This window comes from Pseudonocardia halophobica (assembly GCF_050948485.1).
In the GTDB taxonomy this organism is placed as follows: Bacteria; Actinomycetota; Actinomycetes; order Mycobacteriales; family Pseudonocardiaceae; genus Pseudonocardia; species Pseudonocardia halophobica.
The window spans coordinates 159,198-183,169 of record NZ_CP192046.1; the positions used below are offsets into that span (position 1 = coordinate 159,198).

Consider the following 23,972-nt stretch of genomic DNA (forward strand, 5'->3'; position numbering starts at 1 on the left):
CCCCCACCTGTGCCACCCTGCCGCCCGTGTCCGCCCCACCTCTCGCCGCGCCGAGCACTGCGGCGCGCGCGGAGCGGGGTGGGCGGGGGTGGCTCGGGGTCGCCGGGCTGGTCTACCTCGCGATCTCGCTGCTCCTGCAGCACCGCGCGCTCGGGGACTTCGCGGGCAGCGCGATCGGGCGGACGTCCACCGATGCCACGGGCTTCACCTGGTGGCTCGCGCACACGGCGCACGCGCTCACCACCGGGACGAACGCGCTGGTCACGGACCTGCAGCACTACCCGGTCGGGGTCAACGCGCTGTGGAACACGGCCGTCCCGCTGCTCGGGGTGCTCCTCGCGCCGGTCACCCTCACCGCGGGCGCCACGGCGGCGTTCAACGTCGGGATGGTCCTCGGGCCGGTGGTGTCGGGGGTGGTCGCCGCGGCCGCGCTCGGCGGGATCGTGCGGTCCGGGGTCGCGCGCGCGACCGCGGGGGCGCTCTACGGCTTCTCCCCGTTCATGGTCGCCCACCTGCAGGCCGGGCACCTCAACCTCGTCTGGGCGGTGCTGCCGCCGGTCCTGCTGGCGCTCGCCCACCGGCTGTTCGTGCGCGACCTCCGCCGGCCCTGGCTGCTCGGCGGCCTCACCGGGCTCGTGTTGGCGGCGCAGGCCTGGCTCTACACCCAGACGCTCGCGATCGGCGTCCTGATGCTGGTCGTGCTGGCCGTGGTCCTCGCCGTCCGCTACCCGGGACGCGCTGCCGACCGGCTTTCCGCGCTGGTCAGGGCCGCGACGTCGTGCCTCGCGGTGTTCGCCGTCCTCGCCGGGTACGCGGTGTACCTGGTTCTCGCCGGGCCCTCCCGCCCACGGGCGCCACTGCGCTCGCCCGAGTACGGCAGCGCCGACCTCGCGAACACGATCGCCCCCACCTGGCTCACCGCGATCCGACCCGTGCCCGCGCCGATCGGGATGCAGGGAAATCTGGGGGAGCAGGGCGGCTACCTCGGGGTCGCGGTCCTGCTGCTGGTCCTGCTGACCGTGCTGACGTGCGGGACCGCGGCCGGGATCGCCGCCGCGGTCGGGGCCGTCGCCTGGGTCCTCGCGCTCGGGCCGCAGCTGTTCGTGGCCGGGGAGCCGACCGGCGTCCCGCTGCCCTGGCGTGCCCTGGTGAAGGTGCCGTTGCTGGGGGAGGTCGAGCCCGTCCGCCTGCAGGTGGTGGTCACGCTGGCCGTCGCGGTCCTGGCCGGTCTCGCGCTCGACCGCTTCCCGCGGCCCGTCGCGCTGGTCGCCGTCGTCGCCGCGATGTCCTGGATCCCGGCCGACGCGCAACGCACCACCTCCGCGGCCGCACCGGCTCATCCGCAGCTCGCGGGGCAGGTGGTGGAGACCTGGCCCCGGATCACCGGCGACTGGTACGGCGGCGCGGATCCGCTCCGTGCCCAGATCGCGTCGGGCTTCGGCTACCGCCTCAGCGGCGGCTACTTCCTCGGCGCCGATGCCGACCATCCGCTGCTCCTGCAGTCGCCGTGGAACCGCTACCAGGCCGGTGCGGCCCTCGCGCAGGAGTGGCCGACGCTCGCTGCGTCGCCCGATCCCGCCGAAACGGCCCGCGACCTGCGCGAGGTCGGCGTCACGGTGGTCCTGGTGACACCGCGGCCGGGGGACGACCCGACCCCGGTCCTCGACTGGACCCGCCGCGTCACCGGATCCGAGGGTGTGCCGCTGGAGGGGGCGTGGGCGTTCCCGCTGGCCGCTACCCTGCACGGGTGACCGTTCCACCCCGCCCGGAGATCAGGATCTCCGACGCCGACCGGGAGCGGGCCGCGACCCGCCTCCACACGGCGCTGGGCGAGGGCCGGATCACCGTGGCCGAGCTCGAGGAGCGCCTCGCCGTGGTCTACGCGGCGCGCTACGCCTCCGATCTCGTCCCGCCGCTCGCGGACCTCCCCGGCGAGCCGCTCGACGTCATGCAGCCCACCGCGCTCTCCACCCCGGTCGGCCCGCCGATGGTGCTGCGCACCGGGATGGGCTCGCTGCGCCGCACGGGCCGCTGGGTCGTCCCGGCGCGCCTGCGGGTGCACAGCGCGATGGGCGCGGTGCTGCTCGACTTCACCGACGCCGAGCTCACCCACCCGGTGATCGAGATCGAGCTGGAGCTCGGGGCGGGCTCGGCGCGCCTGCTGGTGCCGGACGGCGCCACCGCGGACGTCGACGGCCTGGTCGCCGGAATGGGCACGGTCCGCAGCAAGGTGCCGGCCGCGGCCCGCCGGGGCGCTCCGCACTTCCGCGTCTACGGCCGCGCCGGCATGGGCTCGGTGACCGTACGGCAGCGCTACCGCCTGGGCGGCCTCGCCTTCTAGCCTCGCGCCCGTGCCTCAGCGGGCCCGGAACACCACGGTCCGCAGCATCACGAAGTTGATCGCGGTGGCGGTGCCCTGCGAGATCACCCAGGCGATCGAGGCCTTGAACGCGACCTCGGGCAGCAGGTACAGCGCCAGCGCGTTCACACCGACGGCGATGCCGAAGGTCGTGGCGTAGAGCAGCACGAACCCGGCGAGCCGGCCGCGGCCGCCCGCGGCGTCGCCGAAGGTGAACCGCTTGTTCAGCAGGTAGGCGGTGGTGGTGCCGCAGATGAAGCTGATCGCGCGGGCGAGCCAGGTGGGCGCGTCGAGGGCCAGCAGCAGGTGGTAGATCCCGAAGTCGACGGCCGCCGACAGCACGCCGACCACCGCGAACCGGATCAGCTGGCCGACGAGCCCGTGGCCGGCGGGGGCGGGAGTCGCCTCGGGCTCGGTCGCGGTCACGCGTCGAGGGTAGCGACGCACCCGGTGGCCGCCGCTCAGGGGGCGCGGTGGAAGCGCTCGGCGCGCCCCTGGTTGAGCAGCCGCAGCCAGTCCCGGAACCCGCGCGGGTCCTTCTTCGTGACGAGGAAGTACCAGGCGAACCGGGGCAGCTCCAGCAGCCCGATCCGGCGCATCCCCGGCTGGCTCATGAGGAACCCGCGGTTGCGGTACGTGTAGTAGCGCTTGGTCGGGTCCTCGGGGTCCTGCGCGTGCAGCCGCCCGCCGAGCATCGGCTTGAACTCCTCGCCGCCCTGCGGGTGCAGGTAGGTGGCCTGCAGGGCGGTGCCGAAGGGCAGCCCGGAGCGCAGCATCCGGCGGTGGGTCTCGACCTCGTCGCCGCGGACGAACAGCCGCAGGTCCGGCACGCCCACGACGTCGAGCGTCGACGCCCGGAACAGGGCCCCGTTGAAGAAGGACGCGATGCCGGGCAGCAGCTCCTGGTCGCCCTCCGGGTCGGCGGCGAGCAGCGCGGGGCGGGTGCGGTGCCAGGTCAGGCCGCGGCGCAGCGGGAACGCCAGCCGGTCCGGCTCCGCCTTGTCCGCGACGACCGGCGAGACGGCGGCGAGCCCGCGCCGCTCGGCGAGGTCGAGGAGGGTGGCCAGGGCGGACTCGTCGCCGGCGTGCCCGTCGTCGTCGCCCAGCCAGACCCAGTCCGCCCCCATCGCGAGGGCGTGCAGGATGCCGAGGGCGAACCCGCCGGCGCCGCCGAGGTTGTGCCAGGAGGGCAGCCAGGTGGCCGGCAGTCCACAGGCCTCGACGACCTCGCGCGCGGGCCGGTCCGGGCCGTTGTCGACGACGACGAGGTGCGCGATCGGGTGCGTCTGCTTGGCCAGCGCGGCCAGCGAGTCGACCAGCAGCTCGCTGCGGTGCCGCGTGACGACGACGGCGACGACCGACCCCGGGGGGAGCGGCTCGCTCACGAGGCGGCGTCCTCGTGGGCCTGGCGCGGCAGGCCGTGGACGGGGTGGTCGGCGAGGACGTCCCGCCCCTTGTAGTGGTGCAACACCTCGCGCAGCGGCCCGAACTCGCGCATCGTGCCGTGCTCCATCCAGATCGCGGTGTCGCAGAGGTCGGCGAGGAACTCGTCCGAGTGCGAGGCGAACACGAGGATGCCGGACCGCTCGACCAGCTCGTTCAGCCGGTCGCGGGCCTTGGCGAGGAACTCCGCGTCGACCGCGCCGATGCCCTCGTCGAGAAGCAGGATCTCGGGATCGATGCTGGTCACGACGCCGAGCGCGAGCCGCACCCGCATGCCCGTCGAGTAGGTGCGCAGCGGCATCGACAGGTAGTCGCCGAGCTCGGTGAACTCGGCGATGTCGTCGACCCGGGACTCCATCTCCTTGCGGGTCATCCCGAGGAAGAGCCCGCGGATGATGATGTTCTCGAGTCCGGAGATCTCCGGGTCCATCCCGACGGCGAGGTCGAAGATGGGCGCGACCTTGCCGCGCACGGCCGCCCGGCCCCGGGTGGGCTCGTAGATGCCGGACATCAGCCGCAGCAACGTGGACTTGCCGGCGCCGTTGTGGCCGACGAGCGCGACCCGGTCGCCCTTGCGCAGGGCGATCGTGATGTCCCGCAGCGCCTCGATGATCGGCACCTTCGCCTCGGTGCCGATCCGGCCGCCCGCACGGCCGAGGACGGACTTCTTCAGCGACCGCGTCTTGGCGTCGAAGATGGGGAAGTCGACGCAGGCGGCGTCGAGGTCGATGCTCGGCTCGTTCATCTCACACCCAGTACGCCACGCGGGCCCGGTAGTTGCGCATGCAGACCAGGCCGACGGCCCAGCCCACCACCGTGATCGCCAGGACCACGTACCAGTACCGCCACACGGTCTCCTGGCCCAGCAGCGGCCGGCGCAGGATCTCCAGGAAGTGGAAGACCGGGTTGAGCTCGACGAGCCGGGCGCGCTCCTGCACCGCCGGGTTGTCGCCGAGGATGTCGACCGACCAGACGATCGGCGTGAGGTAGAAGACCAGCTGGACGACGCTCGCGATGATCGGCGGGATGTCCCGGAACCGCGTGGCGAGGATGCCCGACAGGATCGCGATCCACCCGCCGTTGATCGCCAGCAGCGCGAACGCGGGGATCGCCAGCAGCAGCGACCAGCCCAGCGGGTGCGGGAAGACGATCATCAGGATCACCCAGATGACCATGTTGTGCAGGAAGAACAGCGTCTGCCGCCAGACCAGCCGGTAGACGTGCAGGGACAGCGGCGCCGGGAGGAACTTGATCAGCCCCTCGTTGGCGATGAAGACCTCGCTGCCCTCGAGGATGCAGCCGGACACGAAGTTCCAGATAAGCAGCCCCACGGCCACGTGTGGCAGGAACTCCGCCAGCGGCACCTGGAACAGCAGCGAGTACAGCAGCCCCAGGCCGAGGGCGATCACGCCCATGCTGATGCTGATCCACAGCGGGCCGAGGACGGACCGCCGGTAGCGCTGCTTGATGTCCTGCCAGCCCAGGTGCCCCCAGAGGGCCCGCTGCTGCCAGCCCTGGCGCAGGTCGCCGAACGCGCGCGCCCAGCTCCGCGAGCCGGGCGCGTCGGCGATCACCGGGCGCGCCCGCCCGGCGGTGCTGTCGTCCACGGTCACGGCCACCCGACGAGGGTACCGACGGGTGAGCGTCCGGCCGCGAGCGGTGGTCCACCGGGCGCGACCTGCACGGACGACGCTCTACAGGTACTGCCCGGTGCCGCGCCCGCCGCCCTCCGGCACCTGGCCCGGAATCTGGCCGCCGATGCCCGGGGGGAGCCCGCGGCGCATCTGCTCCAACTGCGCCCGCGCAGCCATCTGCTGGGCGAACAGTGCCGTCTGGATGCCGTGGAAGAGACCCTCCAACCAGCCCACCAGCTGGGCCTGGGCGATACGCAACTCACCTTCGCTCGGGGTCACGTCGTCGGTGAACGGCAGGGAGAGGCGGTGCAGCTCCTCGCGGAGCTCGGGGGCGAGGCCCTCCTCGAGTTCCTTGATCGAGTTCTCGTGGATCTCGCGGAGCCGGGCACGGGAGGCCTCGTCGAGCGGTGCGGCGCGCACCTCCTCGAGCAGCTGCTTGATCATGGTGCCGATCCGCATCACCTTGGCCGGCTGTTCGACCATGCTGCCGATACCACCCTGCTCGCCGTCGTCGCCGTCGGCCTGGCGGATCTCCGACTGCGGCACGCTGGCCATGCCGACCGGGCGCCCGTCGGGCCCGATCACCATGACCTGCTGCTGTCCGTCGTTGTCCTCTGGTGCCGTCATGTCCCCATCATGCCCGCCTACTCGGCGACCAGCAGCAGCTTGCCCACCACGCCGCCGGCCTCCAGCGTGCGGTGCGCCTCGGCGGCCTGCGACAAGGGGAAACGGGCGTGCACGACCGGCTTCACCCGGCCGTCGCCGAGCAGCGGCCAGACCTGCTCGCGCACGCCCGCGACGACCGCGCCCTTCCCGTTCGGCCCCTCGACCGGGCGCCCGCGCAGGCCCATCGCCGCGACGCTGCCCCGCTTGGCCAGCAGCGCGCCGATGTTGATCTCGGCCTTCACCCCGCCCTGCATCCCGATGATCATCAGTCGGCCGTCGGCCGCGAGGGCGGCCACGTTGGCCTTGAGCCCCTTGGCGCCCATGTTGTCGAGGATGACGTCCGCCCCGTGCCCGTCCGTGGCCTTCTTCAGCTCCTCCGGCACGTCGGCGTTGTAGTCGATCACGATGTCGGCCCCCAGCTCGCGGCAGACGTCGAACCGCGCGGGGTTGGCCGTGGCGGCGACGCGGGCGCCCAACGCCTTCGCCACCTGGATCGCGTGGGTGCCGATGCCGCTGCTGCCGCCCTGGATCAGGAAGGTCTCGCCCGCTGTCAGGCCGGCCCGGTCGACGACGTTCGACCACACCGTGCAGGCCACCTCGGGCAGGCTCCCGGCGGTCTCCAGGTCCACTCGCTCGGGCTGCGGCAGCAGCTGGGCCGCCGGCACCGCGACCTTCTGCGCGTACCCGCCGCCCGCGAGCAGGGCGCAGACCTCCTCGCCGACCGACCAGCCCGTGACCCCCTCGCCGAGCGCGGCGATCCGGCCGGAGCACTCCAGGCCGATGATGTCCGACGCCCCGGGCGGGGGCGGGTAGTTCCCCTGGCGCTGCAGCAGGTCGGCCCGGTTGACCGCTGTGGCGACGACGTCGAGCAGCACCTCGCCGGGGCCCGGCTCCGGGTCCTCGACCTCGGTCCACCGCATGTTCTCCGGCCCGCCCGGCTCCGCCACCGTGATCGCGTACATGACCGTGGACGCTATTCCGTCGTCACGGCGGACGCAGTCCGGCAGGCTGCTGCGCCATGGTGGGAACGGTCCGGCACTGGCCGCAGCGCGACCTCGTCCTGCGCACCCCGCGGCTCGAGCTCCGCCCCGACGACGATGCGGGCCTGGCCGAGCTGGTCGAGGTCGCCTACGCGGGCATCCACCCGCCGGACCGGATGCCCTTCCTCGTGCCGTGGACGGACGCGGATCAGCGCTACATGGGCCGCGGCTCCTTGCAGTACTTCTGGTCCGAACGGGCCCGGTTCGCGCCCGAGGCGTGGGCGCTGCACTTCCTGGTGCGGCACGAGGGCCGGGTGATCGGGGTGCAGAGCCTGACGACCACCCAGTTCGCCGCCCGGCGCGAGGTGGACTCGGGCTCCTGGCTCGGCCGGGAGCACCAGGGCCGCGGGTTCGGCACGGAGATGCGGGCGGCGATCCTCGGCTACGCGTTCGACCACCTCGGCGCCCGGCACGCCCGCTCCGACGCGTTCGCCGACAACGTGGCCTCGCTGCGGGTGTCGGAGAAGCTCGGCTACGTGCGCGACGGGATCTCGATCGTGGCGCCGCGCGGGGAGCCGGTGGAGAACGTGCGGCTGCGGCTGACCGCGGAACGGTTCGCGCGGCCGGGCTGGGAGCTGGTCGTCGAGGGGCACGGCCCGGAGCTTGCCGGACTGCTCGGCGCGGCGTGAGGAGTTGTCCACAGGCCCCAGATCCTGTGGACAACTTCGCCGCAGTCCCGCTCGGGGGCGCCGGGAGCGTCGGTGCCGCGGCCGACCGTGCGGCCATGACCACTCACGGCCGTGACCCCGAGCCCGACCGGACCGCACTCCCCGATCCCTCCGACGTCCCGCCTGCCTCCGCGTGGCAGCGGGTCGTCTGCGTGGTGCTGGGCATGCGCGCCGGCCACGTCGACGCCCTGCGCGGCCGGCTCGCCGCCTGCCTCGCCGTGCGCAGCTGCGACGGCTCGCTGCGCGAGGCGCGGCGCTGGGCGCGCACGCACCGCGTTCCGTGGGACCCGCTGGAGGGCGGCCTGTGCGCGCTCGGGGCCCGGTGCGACTGCGAGGCGCTCGAGGCCCTGGAGCGGTGACGGGAGTGCGGTGGCGGCTCAGCCCAGGTTGCTGGTGCTGAACGTGTCGCAGCGGGCGGGATCGCCGGTGCCGTAGCCGGTGGTGAACCACTTCTCCCGCTGGGCCGAGCTGCCGTGCGTGAACTGGCTCTGGTCGACGCGGCCGCCGCCGAGGTTGCTCTGGATGTAGTCGTCGCCGATGCGCGCGGCGGTGTCGAGGGCGGCGGCCACGTCGGCGTCGGTCACGTCGGTGATCAGCGGCCGGCCCGAGGCCGTCGGGGTCGTGGTGGCGTGGTTGCCCCACACCCCGGCGTAGCAGTCGGCCTGCAGCTCCAGCCGCACCGAGCCGGAGGTCGGGCCGCTGTCTCCGGAGCGGACCTGCCGGTTGGTGCCGAGCAGGTTCTGGATGTGGTGCCCGTACTCGTGCGCGATCACGTAGGAGCGGGCGAAGGGGCCGCCCTGTGCGCCGAACCGCTGCTCGAGCTCCTGGAAGAAGGTGAGGTCGATGTAGACCTCGGAGTCGCCCGGGCAGTAGAAGGGCCCCACGTCGGAGGTCGCGCTGCCGCACCCGCCCGTGCTGACCTGGCCGGAGAAGAAGTTGGTGCGGGGCGGGGTGTAGGTCTGGCCGGCACGGGCGAACGCGTCGGACCAGTAGCCGTCGAGCGAGTTGACCACCGCGGTCACCTCGCAGTCGAGGTTCGAGTTGGCGTCGGCGCCGGTGCGGCAGCTCTCGGCGATCTGCGTGTTGTCCGCGCTCTGGCCCGCGGGCAGCCCGGAGAGCCCGCCCGGTAGCGCGAAGCCGCCGGAGGTGCCGCCCCCGCCCCCGCCCCCGCCCCCGCTGAGGGAGGAGAGCAGGAAGAAGACGAGGAGACCCACGATCCCGAGGCCGCCGCCGCCGAGGGCGACCCGGCCGCCCACCCCGCCGCCGCCCCCGCCGGATCCGCGCAGGTCGTCGATGTTCGACGTGTCCAGGTCCGCGTTCTCGTCGAACCGCATCCGTGCTCCTCCCCCGAGGCCCGGCGGGTGCCCCGCGGACCGACGACGAGATCCCATCACACCGGGCCGGTCGGAGCGACATCACGCGCGCCCCCGGCCGGACGGTCGCACCGGGCGGCCCGGGGCCGGAGCCGGACGGGCGGCGACGCATCGCGGAACCACCGGTCCGAGGTCCCCCAGTAGGGTGCGCAGTCGTGACGGATCACGCGTCGGATGAGCCGGAGGCGTCCTCCACCCCGTGGCTGGACGAGAGCGAGCAACGGTTCTGGCGCGCCTGGATCCTCTCCTCCACGCTGTTGGAGAACCGGCTCAACCGTGATCTCCAGGAGGGGCACGGCCTCTCCCACGGCGACTACGGCGTGCTCGTCATGCTGTCCGAACAGGACGGTCACCGGATGCGGATGAGCGCCCTCGCGGACGTGCTCGCTCTGTCGAAGTCGCGGCTGTCGCACCAGATCTCGCGGATGGAGAAGGCCGGGCTGGTGCGCCGGGACGGTGACGTCTCCGACGGCCGCGGCATCTTCGCCACCCTCACCCCGTACGGCTTCGAGCGGCTCGTCGCCGCCGCGCCGACCCACGTCACCGGTGTGCGCAAGTACGTCGTCGACCTGCTCGACGCCGAGGAGCGGGCCCAGGCCGCGGTCTTCATGGAGCGCGTCGCCGCCGGCCTGCGGGAGTGCTCGTAGCCGCGACCCGGGTCCGCAGCCAGCCGCTAGGCTGCCCGACGGAAGCGTGGCAGAGCGGCCGAATGCACTCGCCTTGAAAGCGAGAGACACGAGAGTGTCCGGGGGTTCGAATCCCTCCGCTTCCGCCACGTCCGAAGGGCCCTGCCGCCGTCCCGGGCGATAGCGGGTCCGGGACGGAACCCGAGGCACGTCACGAGGCGTCGAGGCCGACTCCTCGGCGTCCTGAGGACCGGTCCCCGAGCCGGAGGTGTGTCCTCGGCGTGCCGTGGGTGACGATCGTCACCGCCCCGGGGCCGGGCTGTTGCGGAGTCGGGCGAGGCGGACGGGGGTGGGCCAGCGCACGTCGCGGGCCCAGCCGAGCTGCTCGAGGATGCGGATCACGCGCGCGGAGATGTCGATCTGGCCGCGCTGCACGCCGTGGCGCGCGCAGGTGGGATCGGCATGGTGCAGGTTGTGCCAGGACTCGCCCATCGACAGGATCGCGAGCGGCCAGAAGTTCGTGGCCCGACCCTGCCCCGCGAACGCGCCGATCATGTGGCAGATCGAGTTGATCGACCAGGTGACGTGGTGCAGCAGCCCTGCGCGGACCAGTCCGGCCCAGAAGAACGCGGTGAGCGCACCCCACCACGACATCGAGATCAGACCACCCAGCAGCGCGGGCGTGAGCAGGCTGACGCCGTCCGCAGCGGGAACTGCCGGCTGATGCGGGCGATGTCGCGGTCGGCGAGAAGATCGGGGGTGAAGCGAGCGGGGTTGGTGCGGTCGCGCCCGAACAACCAGCCGGTGTGGGCGTGCCAGAAGCCCCGCGCCAGCGCGGCCGGGGTGGTGCCGAACAGCCAGGGCGAGTGCGGGTCGCCCTCCTTGTCGGTGAAGGCGTGGTGGCGGCGGTGGTCGGCGGCCCACGAGATGACGTCCCCTTGCAGCACGAGGCTGCCGGCGATGGCCAGCGCGTTGCGGAGCCCGCGGTTCGCCTTGAACGACCGGTGGGTGGAGTGGCGGTGGAACCCGACGGTGACCCCGAGGATCGAGACCACGGAGAAACCGGCCGCGAGCCCGATGTCGGTCCAGGTCAGGGCCCAGCCCCAGGCCAGCGGGACGGCCGCCAGGAGTGCGAGGGTGGGCACGGCGGTGAACATGCCGATGAGCAGCTGCTCGGCGCGGGCCTCTCCCGGTCGAGTACGGGCTCGGGTGATCGTCGTGCGGGTCGCTCGGGCGCGACAACGTTGACTGTGGTCACCGGGTCGATGCTCCTCAGAAGGGGCCGCGGGTACGACAGGAGCCCGCCTCCCTGGCGGGAAGCGGGCTCCTGTCGAGTGTGGGACGTGCCTCGGCTCAGATGACGCGCACGCCGGTCGCCTGCGGGCCCTTCTGGCCCTGGTCGACCTCGAACTCCACCCGCTGGCCCTCGTCGAGGTTGCGGAAGCCGCCGCCGTCGATGGCCGAATAGTGGACGAAGACGTCGGCACCGCCGCCGTCCTGCTGGATGAAGCCGAAGCCCTTCTCGCCGTTGAACCACTTCACGGTTCCCTGTGCCATGTCTGCTCCTCGCTGGTCCTGGGCTCCGCGACGTGCGGGGCCAGGCCGGCCCTGGTGGAGCCGGCGTCGGGCGTCCTGGTGACGCCGTCCACACGATCCACCGCTTGTTCTCGCGAGCGTGCGTGACACGAACCTCGAAAACCGAACGACCTGTGTGATGAACGGCCGCAGGTGCCCGAAGGTTCCCGATCGGCGCAACTTCGTGTCGCCGACGGTCGGAGCTCGCCGCGGGCGGCGAGGAGAGCACGGCTCGTGCCGCTGTCCGAGGGCCCGGCGCCTGCTCGACCCCAGAGCCGGTGCCCACGTGATTGCGCCAGGGGTTGACCGGCGTCAGGCTGAGGGTGCCGGCGCCTTGTCATCCCGAGCCGTGTGCTCAGTCCGAACGACGGGAGGGTGCACACCGCCATGCCCCACACCGAGCAGTGCAGTCGATGCGGTCGACTCGTCGACTCCGCTTCGGCCGACTACATCGACTGGCAGGTCTACGACGACGGAAAGGTCGTGTGCCCGCGCTGCCTCACGCCGTCCGACCGGCAGGACGGCGAGAGCGCTCTGCTCACCGAGGGCGAGAACGACGCGATCCTGCATGACCTCGACCCGGACAACGAGTAGCGCAGCCGCCTGGCGCCCCGCAGGGCGTATGGTGACGGTACAGAGTTCTTTCCGCATGTCGGCGGCCTGCCGATGTCGTTCTCTGCGAACTCTGACACCGGGTGAACCCGCCCGGGAACGGGAAGCACCGGTATGACATCGGCACCCCTGTCATCCGCACCCCTCACTTCTGCAGACGGCGCGGCTCCGATCAGCCGGGCCGGTCCTGCCGCCCGCGGCGAGCCGCGGCTCCGGATGTCGGTCGAGTCCGTCGGCTCGGGTGTCACCGGCCAGGTCGACGGTGCGTTGGGCGGCTTCCACTCGATCGCCGCACACACGGTCGACGTGCTCGCCGAGCAGCACCGAGCCACGTTGCTCGTGATCCCACCCGACACCCCGCCCGAGCTCGCGTCCGCGGTACTGACGGCCGCTGGGACCGAGGGCAACGCGAACAGCATCGACGAGCTGCTGGCCGCAGCTCCCCCGGACGACATCCCGGAACGGGCGCAGTAGCTCATGTGGACCACCGACCCTCGGTCACGAGGCTCACGTGCCGACCGCGCCGGGAGCGCCGGCCGCGAGACAGTCGCAGCGGAGCTGCGAGAGCGCGTGCTGCGAGATCACAGCGACGGCCACGAGAACCCTGTCGTCGACACCACCGCATGACCACCACGAGGACGCCGCCGGCCTGCGGGACCGTGCGGCCGGCCGGAGGAGAAGCGATGAGCCGGACTGGACACCACGGATTCGGCAAGGCCGACGGGCGCTACCAGGCAGCCCAGGCTGCCTACGAGGTCAGCTGCGCGGCACAGGGCAGGCGGGCCGCGCGGGTGGTCGCCGGCAGGGCGATCGATGCCGAGGACTGCGCGGAGCTGCTGGCCATGCTCGGGCTCGACGGGCGACCCGCCGACCAGGCGTGACCCGCCGCCGAACGATCTACTCGACGTACTCCCGCACGAGCCTGGACAGCTCGGGCCGGCGCAGCTTCGCCATGGTTCGTTCCTCGATCTGACGGATCCGTTCCCTGCTGACACCCAGGAGCGTGCCGATCTCGTCGAGGGTGCGGGGACGCCCGTCGACGAACCCGAACCGCAGACGGATGAGTTCGGACTCCCGTTCCGGAAGCGCGGCGAGCACGACGGCGACCTGTCGCGAACGTGCCTGCCCGAGGGCTGCTGCCTGGGGGTCGGTCGCCTGGGGATCGGCGAGCAGTTCGCCGAACGTGCCGGTCCCTGCCCCGTCGAGGGGTTGGTCCAACGACACCGGGGCGCGGGTGTGCAGGAGCAACAGTTCCACCACGGCGGGCGGGACGCCGAGCGCCGACCCCATCTCGGTGACCGTGGCCTCCCGGTCGAGATCCTGGGCGAGGCGGCTCCGCACACGGGCGAGCCTCGCGATCAGGTCCGCCTTGTTCGACGGAAGTCGGATCGCGCGGGCCTGCTCGGCCCGACCGCGTCCGATCGCCTGCCTGATCCACCACGTGGCGTAGGTGGAGAACCTGTACCCGCGCGCGTGGTCGAACTTGTCGACCGCGCGCATCAGGCCGATGTTGCCTTCCTGGATCAGGTCGAGCAGGGGAACGTCGGCCGAGCCGTAGCGGCGGGCGATGGAGACCACCAACCGCAGATTGGCCGTGATCAGACCCTCGCGGGCGCGGGCCCCGTCCCGAACCAGAAGGCGAAGATCGCACCCCAGCACGCCGTCGCAGTCGTCCACGGTCAGGCTGTGGAGTCGCTCCGCGGCCAGGACGCCGGTCTCGATGCGGCCGCCCAGTGCGACCTCCTCGGCCGCGGCGAGAAGCGGGACCCTGCGGATGCGGACGAGGTACGCCGACAGTGCGGCCGTCCCCTCGTCGTCGCGCGGATGTGCGCGGGGAGGGTCGACGTCGTCGGCGGCCCTCCCCGCTGTCAGGAGGGACTCGGCGGTCCGTGCACGGGGAGCACGCGGAGGTCGTCGTGATGTCGTGCCGGCGGAGCGTGCGGTTCGGGTCGGCATCGCGAACCCTCTCGTGCCGGGACTCGGCTGGTCGGGTGGATGTCCGAGGCCTGTGAGACGGGCACCGCTGCACGATCGACGCTACGGGGTCGCACGGCATCTGTCGACCGCATCGCCGACCGTGCCCGGGTTCGGCCCGGAGCTGCGAGGTGAACGGGTGAGCGAACCGGTCACGCCGTAGTGGGCGCCGGGTCGACGGCGGTCGACGAGCGGAACGCTCACCGCGCCGATGCATCCGATGGGTGTCGGACCGTCGGACCGGACCTCGCCGCGGAGTTGCCCACCACCTGCGTCGGCTGCCGGAGAAGCCGGCTCAGGTCTTGTTCCGTACCACCCCGGCGACGGGCACGAGATTGCGCTCCAGCAGGGCGTACGCCTCCGCGAGGTCGCGAACTCCTGCGGGACTGTTCCCCACCTTCGGCGCGGCCTTGATGATCGCATCGAGGACGGCCTCGCGGGCCTGCTCACTGAGACTCTGATCGGCCATTGATGACTCCTTGTGGGAGGGTCGCCTCCGGCGGCTGCCAGGTGGCCGCACTCGTCCACTCTCCACCAGCGGTAACACGTCGGTGAACCACCGATCGTAGTGATCGTGCGGTCGCCCGGTGGGTCGCCGCAGCCGGGAAGAGGGAGCCGTGCACGGCGACCGGGAGAGTCGGGGCTCGTCCAGGCACGGTCGGTCGCGCGGTCGCGCTCTCCTCCCCGAGGGGTGATCCCGCCGCCACCGGCACCGGCTGGACTGGCCCACATGACGGCCGGATCCGGCGAGCGCCACGCGGTCAGGCTCGGGCGTGCGATGGCCGCGGCGTTCGCCGTCGGATCGGTCGGCTTCGTCCTCGGGCCCTTCCCGGGCTACATCGACCTGGTGGGGCCGCAGGCGGACGCGATCACGTTCTTCGTCGCGTCGCTGTTCTTCACCGCGGGCGGGACGTTGCAGACCGTGCTGGCGGCGCCGGGGCGGGACGAGCCGGGCGCGGGTCGCGCGGCCTGGTGGGCGGCGACGGTCCAGTGGGTGGGGACGCTGTCGTTCAACGTCACGACCTTCCGGGCGCTGTTGGTCACGCTCGACGACCCGCTCTACGACCGGCTCGTCTGGCGCCCGGACGCCGTGGGCTCGATCTGCTTCCTGGTCTCGGGCGCGATCGCCTACCGCGCCTCCGCCCGCCACGGGCTGCTCCCGGCGCGGCAGGGGCGCGGGTGGTGGCAGCCGGGGGTCAACCTGCTCGGCTGCATCCTGTTCGGGATCGCGGCGGTCGCCGGGTACGTCGTCCCCGGCACGGGCTCGATGCTGGACCTGGCCGCGGCGAACTGGACCACCGCGGCCGGCGCCCTCTGCTTCCTGGCCTGCGCCGTCGGCGGCCTCCTCCCGCGGGCCGGTACCGCGATCGCCCAGGCACAACCCGGCCGCGCACAACGGCGCAGTCCCTGACCGCGGGGCCCGAGAACGACCGAACCCCGCCGCACCGAGTGCGGCGGGGTCCGGCGACGACGAACTCAGTTCGTGGCGGAGCGCTGCGAGCCCTGGAGCTCGGCCAGGTGGCGGTCGATCGCGGAGGAGCCGCGGTCCGACAGCGTGCTGCCCAGGATCCGCTCGGCCATCTGCGTCGAGAGCGCACCCAGGTCCGCGTGCAGGGCCTGCGCGGCCGTGGCCCGCTGCGTGGCGATCTCGTCGGCGGCGCGGGCGCGGATGGCGGCGGCGTCCTGCTCGGCCTCCGCCCGCAGCTCGGCCTTGACCTCGGCGCCCTCGGACCGGGCGGTGTCGCGGATGCGCGCGGCCTCGGCGCGGGCCTCGGCGAGCTGCTCCTCGTACTGCTGCTTGAGCTCCAGCGCCTGGTTGCGGGTCTCCTCGGCGCGGGCGAGGCCGCCCTCGATCCGGTCCTCGCGCTCGGCGTAGAGCTTCTCGAACTGCGGGAAGACGAGCTTCGCCAGGAGCCAGTAGAGCACCCCGAAGCCGATCAGGCCGACGATCATCTCGACGCCGCTCGCGCCCAGCGGCGGGGCGAAGCCGGTGACCACGAGGAACAGCAGGGCGAGCAGTCCGACCGCCACGATGGCGGACACCACCGCCGCCACGGCCGAGTGCTTGTCCGAGCCCTGCGATGACATACGGCCCCCTGAGGTCGTCGATCCGGGTACGACGTTATGTTGCCGGACCGGGTCCGCGCCACTACCACCCGGGTCAGGTCGAACCCCTGCGGTGTGTTCTCCCGCTCCTTCGGCGCCCGGATCCCGCCGGTCGTCACGGGTGCGGACGGTGGCGGCCGAGCCCGACATCCGAGCGCGGGTGCGCCAGGATGGCGGGTGATGCTCCTCGACAGGTCCGGACGCCGCTACCCGCTCGACGAGCCGCGCTGGCGCGGCGACGACGGCTCCCCGCTCCTGGTCGAGCCGCTGCCGGGGATCACCCGCGGCGAGGTCGACCCGGCCGTGCGCTCGCAGTGGCGCTACGCCGCGGCCCTGCCCCTCCCGCTGGAGCCCGTGACGCTCGGCGAGGGTCTCACCCCGCTGCTTCCCCACCGGGTCGACGACGTGGACCTCGGCCTCAAGCTCGAGTGGTTCAGCCCCACGGCAAGCTTCAAGGACCGCGGCAGCTCGGTGATGCTCTCCGTGCTTCGCGCCCAGGGCGTGCCCGCGATCCTCGAGGACAGCAGCGGCAACGGCGGCTCGTCCGTGGCCGCCTACGCCGCGGCGGCCGGGATCGCGGCCACGATCCTCGTGCCGGAGTCCACCTCACCGGCCAAGATCCGGCAGAGCCGCGCACACGGGGCGACCGTCGACCTCGTCCCGGGCAGCCGGCAGGCCACGGCCGACGAGGCCGTCCGCCGCTCGGCCGGGGTCTTCTACGCCAGCCACAACTGGCATCCGTTCTTCCTGCAGGGCACGAAGCTGCTGGCCTACGAGATCTGGGAGGACCTGGGCTTCGCGGCGCCGGACGCCGTCGTCCTCCCGTGCGGCGCCGGCAGCCTCGTGCTGGGCTGCCACCTGGGCTTCGGCGAGCTGCTCGTGGCCGGCGCGATCGACCGCCGGCCCCGGCTGCTGGTCGCGCAGCCGCGGCGCTGCAGCCCGCTCGTCGCGGCCTTCGAGGCGGGGTCCGCCGCCGTCGCGCCCGCCGCCTGGCCCCGCACGATCGCCGAGGGCACGGCGATCGCGCAGCCCGTGCGGGACCGGGAGGTCCTCGCGGCCGTGCGCGCCTCCGGCGGCACGATGGTGGCCGTGCCGGAGGAGGAGATCGGCCCGGCGACGCTGGAGCTCGCCCGCCGCGGCCTCTACGCCGAGCCGACGAGCGCGCAGGTCGTCCCCGCGGTCCGGGCGTTCCGGGACCGCGGCGCGCTGCACCCCGGCGAGCGGGTGGTCGCCGTGCTGACCGGCTCGGGGCTGAAGGCCGCCGATGCCGTCGCGGAGCTGCTTCAGGCGGGTTCGACCGAGCAGGCCGTGCCGTAGGCGCACACCTCGGACCAGGTGTCGCCCATCTCCGTGGTGTCGAAGCGCATCGCGACCACGGCGTTGGCCCCGTGCGCCTCGGCGGCCCGGGTGAGCCGGTCGATCGCCTCCTCGCGGCTGGCCTCGAGGTTCTTCGTCATGCCCTTGAGCTCGCCGCCGGCGAGCGACTTGAAGGCCGCGCCGAGCTGCGAGCCGACGTTGCGCGAGCGCACCGTGAGCCCGAAGACCTCGCCGTGGACCTGCGTGATCCGGTGTCCCGGAACGTCGTTCATGGTGGTGATCAGCATGGTGTCCCCCCGTGGATCGGAGGGCCACCCTAGCGCCCGCATCCTCAATCTTGTGTACGCACATTACCCACCTGGTGCCGGCTCCATCTCGGGTTCATGCTGGTCACGAGCTCGAAGCCACCGCGTCAGGGGGAGCTGACGCGAATCTCGCCGCCCCCGGCACCTCCTGGGTGCCGGGGGCGACGCACGTCAGACGACCAGCGGGGGCCGGCGCTCGCCGACCCGGGTGGCCTGCTCGAAGGCGTGCGCGACCTGCAGGAGGCCCGCCTCCCCGCGGTGCGCGCCGACCAGCTGCAACCCGACCGGCAGCCCGTCGGGGGTGAAGCCGGCGGGCACCGAGATCGCCGGGTGGCCGAAGGCCGAGATCAGGTAGGCCGAGCGCATCCAGTCGAGGTAGGAGCCCTGGGCGACGCCCGCGATCTCGGTCGGGTACTCCATCTCCACCGGGAACGGGGGCACCTGCGAGACCGGCAGCGCGAGCACGTCGTACCGCTCGTAGAACCGCCGCATCCGCTGGAACAGGGCGGAGTGCAGGATCTCGGCGCGCGCCACGTCCGCGCCGGTCAGCCGCCGCCCCTCCTCGATGTTGCCGACGAGCGTCGCCTTCATCCGGTCCCGGTGCCGGGCCAGCAGCGGGCCCATCGACACCGCGAAGCTCCAGGCCCGCAGGGTGCGGAACACCTCGTCCGCCCCGCGCAGGTCCGGGTCGGCCCGCTCCACCGTGGCGCCGAGCTCCTCGAACGCCCGGACCTGCGGCTCGAGCGCCGCCGTCACGGCCGCGTCGACCGGGATCGAGCCGCCCAGGTCGGGGGACCAGGCGACCCGCAGCCCGGTCAGGTCCCGCTCGAGCGGCGCGTCGAACACCGAGCCCGGCTCCTCGATGGAGATGGGGCAGCGCGGGTCCGGGCCGGCCATGACCGACAGCAGCAGCGCGACGTCCGAGACGGTGCGCGCCATCGGTCCTTGCACGCTCATCGTCGAGTAGGCCAGCTCGGTGGGGTGCGACGGCACGCGGCCGGGTGCCGGCCGCAGCCCGACGACGTTGCAGAACGAGGCCGGGTTGCGCAGCGAGCCGCCCATGTCGCTGCCGTCGGCGAGCGGGTGCATGCCCGTGGCCAGCGCCGCGGCGGCGCCCCCCGAGCTGCCGCCCGCACTGCGGCCCAGGTCGTAGGGGTTGCGGGTGGCCCCGAAGAGCGGGTTGAACGTGTGCGAGCCGACGGCGAACTCCGGCACGTTGGTCTTGCCGAGCGTGATCGCCCCGGCGGCCCGGATCCGCTCGATCACGAGCTCGTCCTCCGCCGGCACCTCGTCGGCCAGGATCGGCGAACCCTTCGTGGTGCGGATCCCGGCCGTGGCGTGCGTGTCCTTGTGCGCCATCGGGAGGCCGTGCAGCGGCCCGACCGGCTCGCCCGCCGCGAGCCGCTCGTCGGCCGCCGCGGCCTCGGCAAGGGCACGCTCCGCGACCAGCGTGACGACGGCGTTGACCGCCCCGTTGCAGGACCCGATCCGGTCGAGATGGGCCCCGACCAGCTCGCGCGCGGAGATCTCCTTGCGGCGCAGCGCTGCCGCCATGCCGCGGGCGGTCTCGAAGCAGACGTCCGTCACGACCACGGACCGTATCGCCGGGACGCGGGCGGGCCCGGTCCTACCCCTGCGTGACGGCGGCCTGCACCGACCGCTCGTCCGTCAGCGAGCGTCTCGGCATCACCAGGAGCGCGATCATCGCGATGACGCAGCAGATGACGATGTACCAGGAGATCCCCGTACTGGACCCGGTGTTCTTGAGGATGTACGCCGCGATCAGCGGGGCGGGCCCGCCCGCGATCACCGAGGCGAGCTGGTAGCCCAGGCCGGCGCCGCTGTAGCGGATGTTGGTGCCGAAGCTCTCGGCGATGAGCGCGGCCTGCGGGCCGTACTGCATGTCGTGGAAGACCAGCGACAGCACGATCGCCAGCAGCACCAGCACACCGACGCGGGTGTTCAGCAGCCCGAAGTACGGGAAGGCGAACAGCGCGGTGCACACGATGCCGATGCCGTACATGGTCCGCCGGCCGATGCGGTCCGACAGCCAGCCGAAGAAGGGCACGCTGAACAGGCCGATCGCGGCGGCGACGAGCGTGGCGTTCAGCAACGAACCCCGGGCCAGCTGCAGTTGCTGGGTTCCGTAGCTGAGCACGAACGTGATGAACAGGTAGAAGGGCGCCTGCTCGGAGAGCCGCACGAAGGCCGAGCTCAGGATCTCCCGCCACTGGGTGCGGAAGGCGTCCACGATCGGCATCTTCACGACGGTCTGCTTCGCCTTGACCGCGGCGAACTCGGGACTCTCCAGCACCCGGAGCCGGACGTAGAGCCCGACGCCGACCAGCACCACGCTCACCAGGAACGGCACCCGCCAGCCCCAGGTGAGGAAGGCTGGGCCGGTGGTGGAGGACATCAGCTGCACCAGACCGGTGGACAGGAGCAGGCCGAGCGGGACGCCGAGCTGCGGCCAGCTGGCCATGAACCCGCGCTGCTTGGCGTGGCCCCACTCCATGGCGAGCAGCACGGACCCGCCCCACTCGCCGCCGACCGCGACGCCCTGCACGATCCGCAGGATCGTCAGCAGGAGGGGTGCGGCGATGCCGATTGCGGCGTACGACGGCAGCACGCCGATCAGCGCCGTCCCGATCCCCATCAGCAGCAACGTGATGATCAGGGTGGACTTGCGGCCGATCCGGTCGCCGTAGTGGCCGAAGATCGCCGCGCCGATCGGCCGCGCCGCGAAGCCGGCGAACTGCGTGCCGAAGGCGAGCAGGATCCCGACGTAGGGGTCCTCGCCCGGGAAGAAGAGCTTCGGGAAGACGAGCGCGGCCGCCGTCCCGTAGAGGAAGAAGTCGTACCACTCGATGGTCGTTCCGACGGTCGAGGCGACCACCGCCCGCCGCCGCTGGGACCGTTGGATCGCCTCGTCGTCGCGAGAATCCGTGGTGCCGGTCATCGGTCTGCTCCCCGTCGTCGTCGTCGCGGATAGACGGCCCGACGGTGACCCCGAGTAGGTGCGGCGTCAAACGGAAGCGTGACAGGAGTCCCGTAAGCCCATTATGACGGATCCGCGAGGAAGGCTGCGCCCGCCGCGGCGAGGTGCCCGGGGTCGTCGACGCCGCAGAGCTCGCGTGCCGAGTGCATGGACAGCACCGGGATGCCGACGTCGACGGTCCGGATCCCGAGCCGGGTCGCCACGATCGGCCCCACCGTGGTCCCGCAGGGCACGGTGTTCTTCCCGACGAAGAACTGGGTGGGGACGCCGGCGCCGCGGCAGGCCCGCTGCCAGGCGGCGGCGCCCGGGGCGTCCGTGGCGTAGCGCTGGTTGGCGTTCACCTTGAGCGTCGGCCCGCCGTTGGGGATGCTGCGGTGCCCCGGGTCGTGTCGCTCCAGGTAGTTGGGGTGCGCCGCGTGGGTGACGTCCACCGAGAGGCATCGCGAGGCCGCGAAGGCGCGCGCCCGGGCGTCGAACCCGCCGGCGAGCCGGGTCAGGAGGGTCTCCAGCAGTGGGCCCGCCGCACCGGTCGCGGTGCCGCTGCCGATCTCCTCGTGGTCGAAGCCGACGAACACCGGGACCACGCCGGTGTTCGAGCGCGACGCTGCGAGCAGCGCGGCCAGCCCGGCGTGCACCGAGGCCAGGTTGTCCAGCCGCGGGCAGGCGAGCAGCTCGCCCTCGCGGCCGAGCCGGGCGGGCGGGGTGAGGTCGTGGACCACGAGGTCGTGCGCCGCGACCTGCCGCGGGTCGATCCCCACCTCGGCGGCGAGGAACTCGACGAGATCGCCCTCCCGGACGTCGCCGATGCCCCAGATCGGCAGCAGGTGCTGCTGGGAGTCGAGGGTGAGGCCCTGGTTGACCTGCCGGTCCAGGTGGATCGCCAGCTGCGGCACGCGCAGCAGCGGGCGGTCGACGTTCACCGGCACCACGGTCCCGTCGAACAGCGCCAGCCGGCCCGCCAGTCCGAGGTCGCGGTCCAGCCAGGAGTTCCACAGCGCGCCGCCGTAGACCTCGACCGCGACCTGCCGCCAGCCCGCGGCCCCGGTGTCCGGGCGCGGCTTCACCTTCAGCGTGGGGGAGTCGGTGTGCGCGGCGAAGATCCGCAGCGGCGAGCCCGGCCGTGCGCCGTCGCCGACGTGCCAGGCCAGCAGCGTGCCGTCGCGCACCAGGAAGCGCCCGCCGGGCGAGGCGTCCCAGTCCTCGGTCTCGACCTGCTCGGTGAAGCCCGACTCGCGCAACCTGCGGACGGACTCGGCCACGGCGTGGTACGGGGTGGGGGAAGCGGAGACGAAGTCGGCGAGGTCGCGCGCGGCACTGCTGTCCCGGGGGCTCACGTGCGGCATCCTCGCACCGTGACCGACCCCGGGTACGACGTGGTGGTGGTCGGCGCGGGCTCGGCCGGGTGCGCGCTGGCCGGGCGGCTCGCCGAGCGCGGCGACCGCTCCGTCTGCCTGGTCGAGGCGGGCCCGGCCGCCCGGCTGCCCGACGTCACCAGTGCGGCCTCGCTCGCCGCCACCGCACCCGGGCACCCTCTGAACTGGGAGTACACCGCCCGGCTGGTGCGCGGCCGGATGGTCTCGGTGCCGCGCGGGCGCGTGGTCGGCGGCTCGTCCGCGATCAACGGGTCGTACTTCGTGCGGGCCGTGCCGCAGGACTTCGCCGACTGGGCGGTCCCCGGCTGGTCCTTCGACGACGTCCTCCCGTACTACCGGCGCTCGGAGGCCGACCTCGACGTCGACGGGCCGCGGCACGGCACGGCCGGCCCGCTGCGGGTGCGCCGGCCGGCGGGACAGCTGCTGGCCACGGTCACGCCGGTCTTCCTCGCGGCCTGCTCCACGCTGGGTTATCCGGAGGAGCCGGACAAGAACGCGGGCGGGCCGCCCGGGGCGGGGCCGATCCCGTCGAACGCGGCGGAGGGCGTGCGGATCAGCACCGCGACCGCGTACCTCCCGCCGCCCTGGGGTGCGGCACCGGAGGCGCCGACGCTGACCGTGCGCCCGGACGTCCGGGCCCTGCGGGTGCTGCTCGCGGGCGACCGGGCCCTCGGCGTGGAGACGACGGCGGGGCCGATCCGGGCCGGCGAGGTCGTGCTGGCGGCCGGGGCCGTCGGCTCGCCGCACCTGCTGCTGCACAGCGGGATCGGGCCGGCGCCGGTGCTCCAGCAGGCCGGCGTCCCGCTGCGGGCGGAGCTGCCCGTCGGGCTGGGGTGGTCGGACCACCCCAGCGTCTACCTGCCCTTCCGGTGGCCGGGCCCGCCGCCGCATCCCGACGCCGTCGCCGGGCAGGCGGCGCTGAACCTCGACTCGGGCTCCGACCCGGCCGGCGACCTGGAGGTCCTGCTGTTCGCGCGGCCGTTCAGCGAGGGCGGTGACGTGCACCTCATGTGCGCCCTGCAGCGCCCCGAGAGCCACGGCGACCTCACGATCACCTCCGCCGACCCGCTCGCCCCGCCGCTGCTCGACTACCGCTACCTGCGCACGGAGGCCGATCGACGACGGCTGCGCGCCGCCGTGCGGATCGCGGCGGACCTGCTCCGGGTCGCCGATCTCGACCGCGCCGCGCCCGAGGGCTGGGTGCTGGGCAACGACGTGCGGCTCGACGGCTGGATCCGGGACGTCCTGACCACCTCGGTGCACCTCTGCGGCAGCGCGGCCCTCGGCCGGGTGGTCGATCCCGACCTGCGCGTGCACGGGTTCGGGAACCTGCGGGTCGCGGACACCTCGGTGTTGCCGGCGGTGCCGCGCCGCGGGCCCGCCGCCACTGCCGTGATGGTCGGGGAGCGGGCGGCGGACCTGCTGGCGGGGCCGGTACGCACAAGTACGTAGTGCCCGCGGGAGCCGGTGCGCGTATCCCGGGTGGGCGTCCCGCCGCCGGGGCGGGGCCGACCCCGAGGAGGACACCGATGTCGGAGACGGGCAGGACGAACATCGTCGTCATGTGGACGGTCGGCCCGGACGAGGTCGCCGAGGGCGACCGCATCTTCGCCAGCCACGCGGAGTTCATGACGGGGCACCCGCGGGAGGGTGAGGAGGCGCTGCTCTCCTACAAGATCTCGAAGGGTCCCGAACTGTCCGACCCGGTCGACCCGAACTCGTCGCCGACCGGGAACACGATCTTCGTCCTCCACGAGATCTACCAGGGCCCCGCCGGCGTGCCCGAGCACTGGCGGCTGGCGATCCAGGACTGGGTGGACCTCCCGGCCTTCATGGAGTGGAGCAAGCGCAACAAGGTCTCCACCCTGCACGACGGCGTGGTGGTCCAGTCGCTCTGGTGATC

The 23,972-nt window shown here is 73.2% G+C and carries 27 protein-coding genes, 1 tRNA gene and 2 pseudogenes; 13 read left to right on the plus strand and 17 right to left on the minus strand.

The window, feature by feature from the left end:
• Window positions 1–26 precede the first annotated feature (26 nt).
• Together ACQP04_RS00750 and ACQP04_RS00755 are read left to right on the plus strand one after the other, a co-directional pair.
• Entirely contained in the window at window positions 27–1,751 is a 1,725-nt protein-coding gene (locus ACQP04_RS00750; protein WP_433505172.1) for a hypothetical protein, read from the plus strand.
• Window positions 1,748–2,341, plus strand: a complete 594-nt coding sequence (locus ACQP04_RS00755) for a DUF1707 domain-containing protein (RefSeq protein WP_433505173.1) — start codon at window positions 1,748–1,750, stop codon at window positions 2,339–2,341. The genes ACQP04_RS00750 and ACQP04_RS00755 overlap by 4 nt, the downstream gene beginning before the upstream one ends.
• Before the next feature lie 15 nt (window positions 2,342–2,356).
• On the opposite strand, the gene ACQP04_RS00760 is transcribed toward ACQP04_RS00755, so the two are convergent.
• The 6 genes from ACQP04_RS00760 to ACQP04_RS00785 form a co-directional block, all read right to left on the minus strand.
• Window positions 2,357–2,785, minus strand: coding sequence for a GtrA family protein (locus tag ACQP04_RS00760; protein WP_037042292.1), 429 nt, complete (start codon window positions 2,783–2,785; stop codon window positions 2,357–2,359).
• Window positions 2,786–2,820: 35 nt separating this feature from the next.
• On the minus strand, window positions 2,821–3,744 hold the full coding sequence (gene glfT1, locus ACQP04_RS00765) for a galactofuranosyltransferase GlfT1 (protein WP_433505174.1): 924 nt from the start codon (window positions 3,742–3,744) through the stop codon (window positions 2,821–2,823).
• Window positions 3,741–4,547 (minus strand): galactan export ABC transporter ATP-binding subunit Wzt/RfbE, encoded by an 807-nt coding sequence (gene wzt / locus ACQP04_RS00770; protein ID WP_433505175.1) that lies wholly within the window; start codon window positions 4,545–4,547, stop codon window positions 3,741–3,743. Before wzt ends, glfT1 begins: the two co-directional genes overlap by 4 nt.
• Window position 4,548: 1 nt before the next feature.
• Window positions 4,549–5,421, minus strand: a complete 873-nt coding sequence (gene wzm / locus ACQP04_RS00775) for a galactan export ABC transporter permease subunit Wzm/RfbD (RefSeq protein ID WP_433505176.1) — start codon at window positions 5,419–5,421, stop codon at window positions 4,549–4,551.
• Window positions 5,422–5,496: 75 nt separating this feature from the next.
• Complete coding sequence (locus tag ACQP04_RS00780) at window positions 5,497–6,063, minus strand: bacterial proteasome activator family protein (RefSeq protein ID WP_433505177.1); 567 nt, start codon at window positions 6,061–6,063, stop codon at window positions 5,497–5,499.
• A gap of 17 nt (window positions 6,064–6,080) precedes the next feature.
• Complete coding sequence (locus ACQP04_RS00785; protein ID WP_433505178.1) at window positions 6,081–7,064, minus strand: NAD(P)H-quinone oxidoreductase; 984 nt, start codon at window positions 7,062–7,064, stop codon at window positions 6,081–6,083.
• A gap of 56 nt (window positions 7,065–7,120) precedes the next feature.
• Here ACQP04_RS00785 and ACQP04_RS00790 point away from each other — a divergent pair, with 56 nt between their 5' ends.
• Entirely contained in the window at window positions 7,121–7,771 is a 651-nt protein-coding gene (locus ACQP04_RS00790) for a GNAT family N-acetyltransferase (protein ID WP_433505179.1), read from the plus strand.
• A gap of 95 nt (window positions 7,772–7,866) precedes the next feature.
• Complete coding sequence (locus ACQP04_RS00795) at window positions 7,867–8,169, plus strand: DUF2695 domain-containing protein (RefSeq protein WP_433505180.1); 303 nt, start codon at window positions 7,867–7,869, stop codon at window positions 8,167–8,169.
• A gap of 18 nt (window positions 8,170–8,187) precedes the next feature.
• On the opposite strand, the gene ypfJ is transcribed toward ACQP04_RS00795, so the two are convergent.
• Window positions 8,188–9,144, minus strand: a complete 957-nt coding sequence (gene ypfJ / locus ACQP04_RS00800) for a KPN_02809 family neutral zinc metallopeptidase (RefSeq protein ID WP_433505181.1) — start codon at window positions 9,142–9,144, stop codon at window positions 8,188–8,190.
• A gap of 194 nt (window positions 9,145–9,338) precedes the next feature.
• On the opposite strand from ypfJ, the gene ACQP04_RS00805 reads away from it, so the two are divergent.
• The gene (locus ACQP04_RS00805; protein ID WP_433505182.1) at window positions 9,339–9,830 is read left to right on the plus strand and encodes a MarR family winged helix-turn-helix transcriptional regulator; all 492 of its coding nucleotides are present in this window, start codon (window positions 9,339–9,341) and stop codon (window positions 9,828–9,830) included.
• Between the two features lie 40 nt (window positions 9,831–9,870).
• Window positions 9,871–9,958 (plus strand) — tRNA-Ser (locus ACQP04_RS00810).
• Window positions 9,959–10,109: 151 nt separating this feature from the next.
• On the opposite strand, the pseudogene ACQP04_RS00815 reads toward ACQP04_RS00810, so the two are convergent.
• Both ACQP04_RS00815 and ACQP04_RS00820 read right to left on the minus strand, forming a co-directional pair.
• Window positions 10,110–11,067 (minus strand): annotated as a pseudogene (locus ACQP04_RS00815) (acyl-CoA desaturase).
• Between the two features lie 95 nt (window positions 11,068–11,162).
• Window positions 11,163–11,366: a cold-shock protein gene (locus ACQP04_RS00820; protein WP_433505183.1), complete on the minus strand. Its 204-nt coding sequence runs from the start codon at window positions 11,364–11,366 to the stop codon at window positions 11,163–11,165.
• 405 nt (window positions 11,367–11,771) lie between these two features.
• Here ACQP04_RS00820 and ACQP04_RS00825 point away from each other — a divergent pair, with 405 nt between their 5' ends.
• The 3 genes from ACQP04_RS00825 to ACQP04_RS00835 all read left to right on the plus strand — a co-directional run bounded on the left by ACQP04_RS00825 (window position 11,772) and on the right by ACQP04_RS00835 (window position 12,877).
• The gene (locus ACQP04_RS00825) at window positions 11,772–11,978 is read left to right on the plus strand and encodes a hypothetical protein (RefSeq protein WP_433505184.1); all 207 of its coding nucleotides are present in this window, start codon (window positions 11,772–11,774) and stop codon (window positions 11,976–11,978) included.
• 234 nt (window positions 11,979–12,212) lie between these two features.
• Window positions 12,213–12,470 carry a DUF5994 family protein gene (locus ACQP04_RS00830; protein WP_433505185.1) on the plus strand — a complete coding sequence of 86 codons (258 nt, stop codon included), beginning with the start codon at window positions 12,213–12,215 and terminating at the stop codon, window positions 12,468–12,470.
• 209 nt (window positions 12,471–12,679) lie between these two features.
• Window positions 12,680–12,877 carry a hypothetical protein gene (locus tag ACQP04_RS00835; protein ID WP_433505186.1) on the plus strand — a complete coding sequence of 66 codons (198 nt, stop codon included), beginning with the start codon at window positions 12,680–12,682 and terminating at the stop codon, window positions 12,875–12,877.
• A 16-nt stretch (window positions 12,878–12,893) separates the two neighbouring features.
• Here ACQP04_RS00835 and ACQP04_RS00840 read toward each other — a convergent pair whose 3' ends face one another.
• The 3 genes and pseudogenes from ACQP04_RS00840 to ACQP04_RS00850 all read right to left on the minus strand — a co-directional run bounded on the left by ACQP04_RS00840 (window position 12,894) and on the right by ACQP04_RS00850 (window position 14,439).
• Window positions 12,894–13,673, minus strand: a complete 780-nt coding sequence (locus tag ACQP04_RS00840; RefSeq protein WP_433508515.1) for a sigma-70 family RNA polymerase sigma factor — start codon at window positions 13,671–13,673, stop codon at window positions 12,894–12,896.
• Between the two features lie 42 nt (window positions 13,674–13,715).
• Window positions 13,716–13,952, minus strand: a pseudogene (locus ACQP04_RS00845) (sigma-70 factor domain-containing protein); the annotation flags it as partial.
• Window positions 13,953–14,265: 313 nt separating this feature from the next.
• Complete coding sequence (locus ACQP04_RS00850) at window positions 14,266–14,439, minus strand: hypothetical protein (protein WP_433505187.1); 174 nt, start codon at window positions 14,437–14,439, stop codon at window positions 14,266–14,268.
• Window positions 14,440–14,700: 261 nt separating this feature from the next.
• Here ACQP04_RS00850 and ACQP04_RS00855 point away from each other — a divergent pair, with 261 nt between their 5' ends.
• Window positions 14,701–15,381, plus strand: coding sequence for a hypothetical protein (locus tag ACQP04_RS00855; protein WP_433505188.1), 681 nt, complete (start codon window positions 14,701–14,703; stop codon window positions 15,379–15,381).
• Window positions 15,382–15,446: 65 nt separating this feature from the next.
• Here ACQP04_RS00855 and ACQP04_RS00860 read toward each other — a convergent pair whose 3' ends face one another.
• Window positions 15,447–16,058, minus strand: coding sequence for a F0F1 ATP synthase subunit B (locus ACQP04_RS00860; RefSeq protein WP_433505189.1), 612 nt, complete (start codon window positions 16,056–16,058; stop codon window positions 15,447–15,449).
• A gap of 198 nt (window positions 16,059–16,256) precedes the next feature.
• Between ACQP04_RS00860 and ACQP04_RS00865 the strand changes: the two genes are divergently transcribed.
• Window positions 16,257–17,393, plus strand: coding sequence for a threonine synthase (locus tag ACQP04_RS00865; RefSeq protein ID WP_433505190.1), 1,137 nt, complete (start codon window positions 16,257–16,259; stop codon window positions 17,391–17,393).
• Here ACQP04_RS00865 and ACQP04_RS00870 read toward each other — a convergent pair.
• The 4 genes from ACQP04_RS00870 to ACQP04_RS00885 form a co-directional block, all read right to left on the minus strand.
• Window positions 17,360–17,680, minus strand: coding sequence for a YbjQ family protein (locus ACQP04_RS00870; protein ID WP_345380731.1), 321 nt, complete (start codon window positions 17,678–17,680; stop codon window positions 17,360–17,362). The genes ACQP04_RS00865 and ACQP04_RS00870 overlap by 34 nt on opposite strands.
• A 189-nt stretch (window positions 17,681–17,869) precedes the next feature.
• Window positions 17,870–19,285 carry an amidase gene (locus ACQP04_RS00875; protein WP_433505191.1) on the minus strand — a complete coding sequence of 472 codons (1,416 nt, stop codon included), beginning with the start codon at window positions 19,283–19,285 and terminating at the stop codon, window positions 17,870–17,872.
• 40 nt (window positions 19,286–19,325) lie between these two features.
• Window positions 19,326–20,657: an MFS transporter gene (locus ACQP04_RS00880; protein ID WP_433505192.1), complete on the minus strand. Its 1,332-nt coding sequence runs from the start codon at window positions 20,655–20,657 to the stop codon at window positions 19,326–19,328.
• Window positions 20,658–20,758: 101 nt separating this feature from the next.
• Window positions 20,759–22,030 carry a M18 family aminopeptidase gene (locus ACQP04_RS00885; protein WP_433505193.1) on the minus strand — a complete coding sequence of 424 codons (1,272 nt, stop codon included), beginning with the start codon at window positions 22,028–22,030 and terminating at the stop codon, window positions 20,759–20,761.
• A gap of 18 nt (window positions 22,031–22,048) precedes the next feature.
• On the opposite strand from ACQP04_RS00885, the gene mftG reads away from it, so the two are divergent.
• Together mftG and ACQP04_RS00895 are read left to right on the plus strand one after the other, a co-directional pair.
• Window positions 22,049–23,521 carry a mycofactocin dehydrogenase MftG gene (mftG, locus tag ACQP04_RS00890; protein ID WP_433505194.1) on the plus strand — a complete coding sequence of 491 codons (1,473 nt, stop codon included), beginning with the start codon at window positions 22,049–22,051 and terminating at the stop codon, window positions 23,519–23,521.
• 77 nt (window positions 23,522–23,598) lie between these two features.
• Window positions 23,599–23,970 carry a hypothetical protein gene (locus ACQP04_RS00895; RefSeq protein WP_433505195.1) on the plus strand — a complete coding sequence of 124 codons (372 nt, stop codon included), beginning with the start codon at window positions 23,599–23,601 and terminating at the stop codon, window positions 23,968–23,970.
• The last annotated feature ends 2 nt before the right edge of the window (window positions 23,971–23,972 follow it).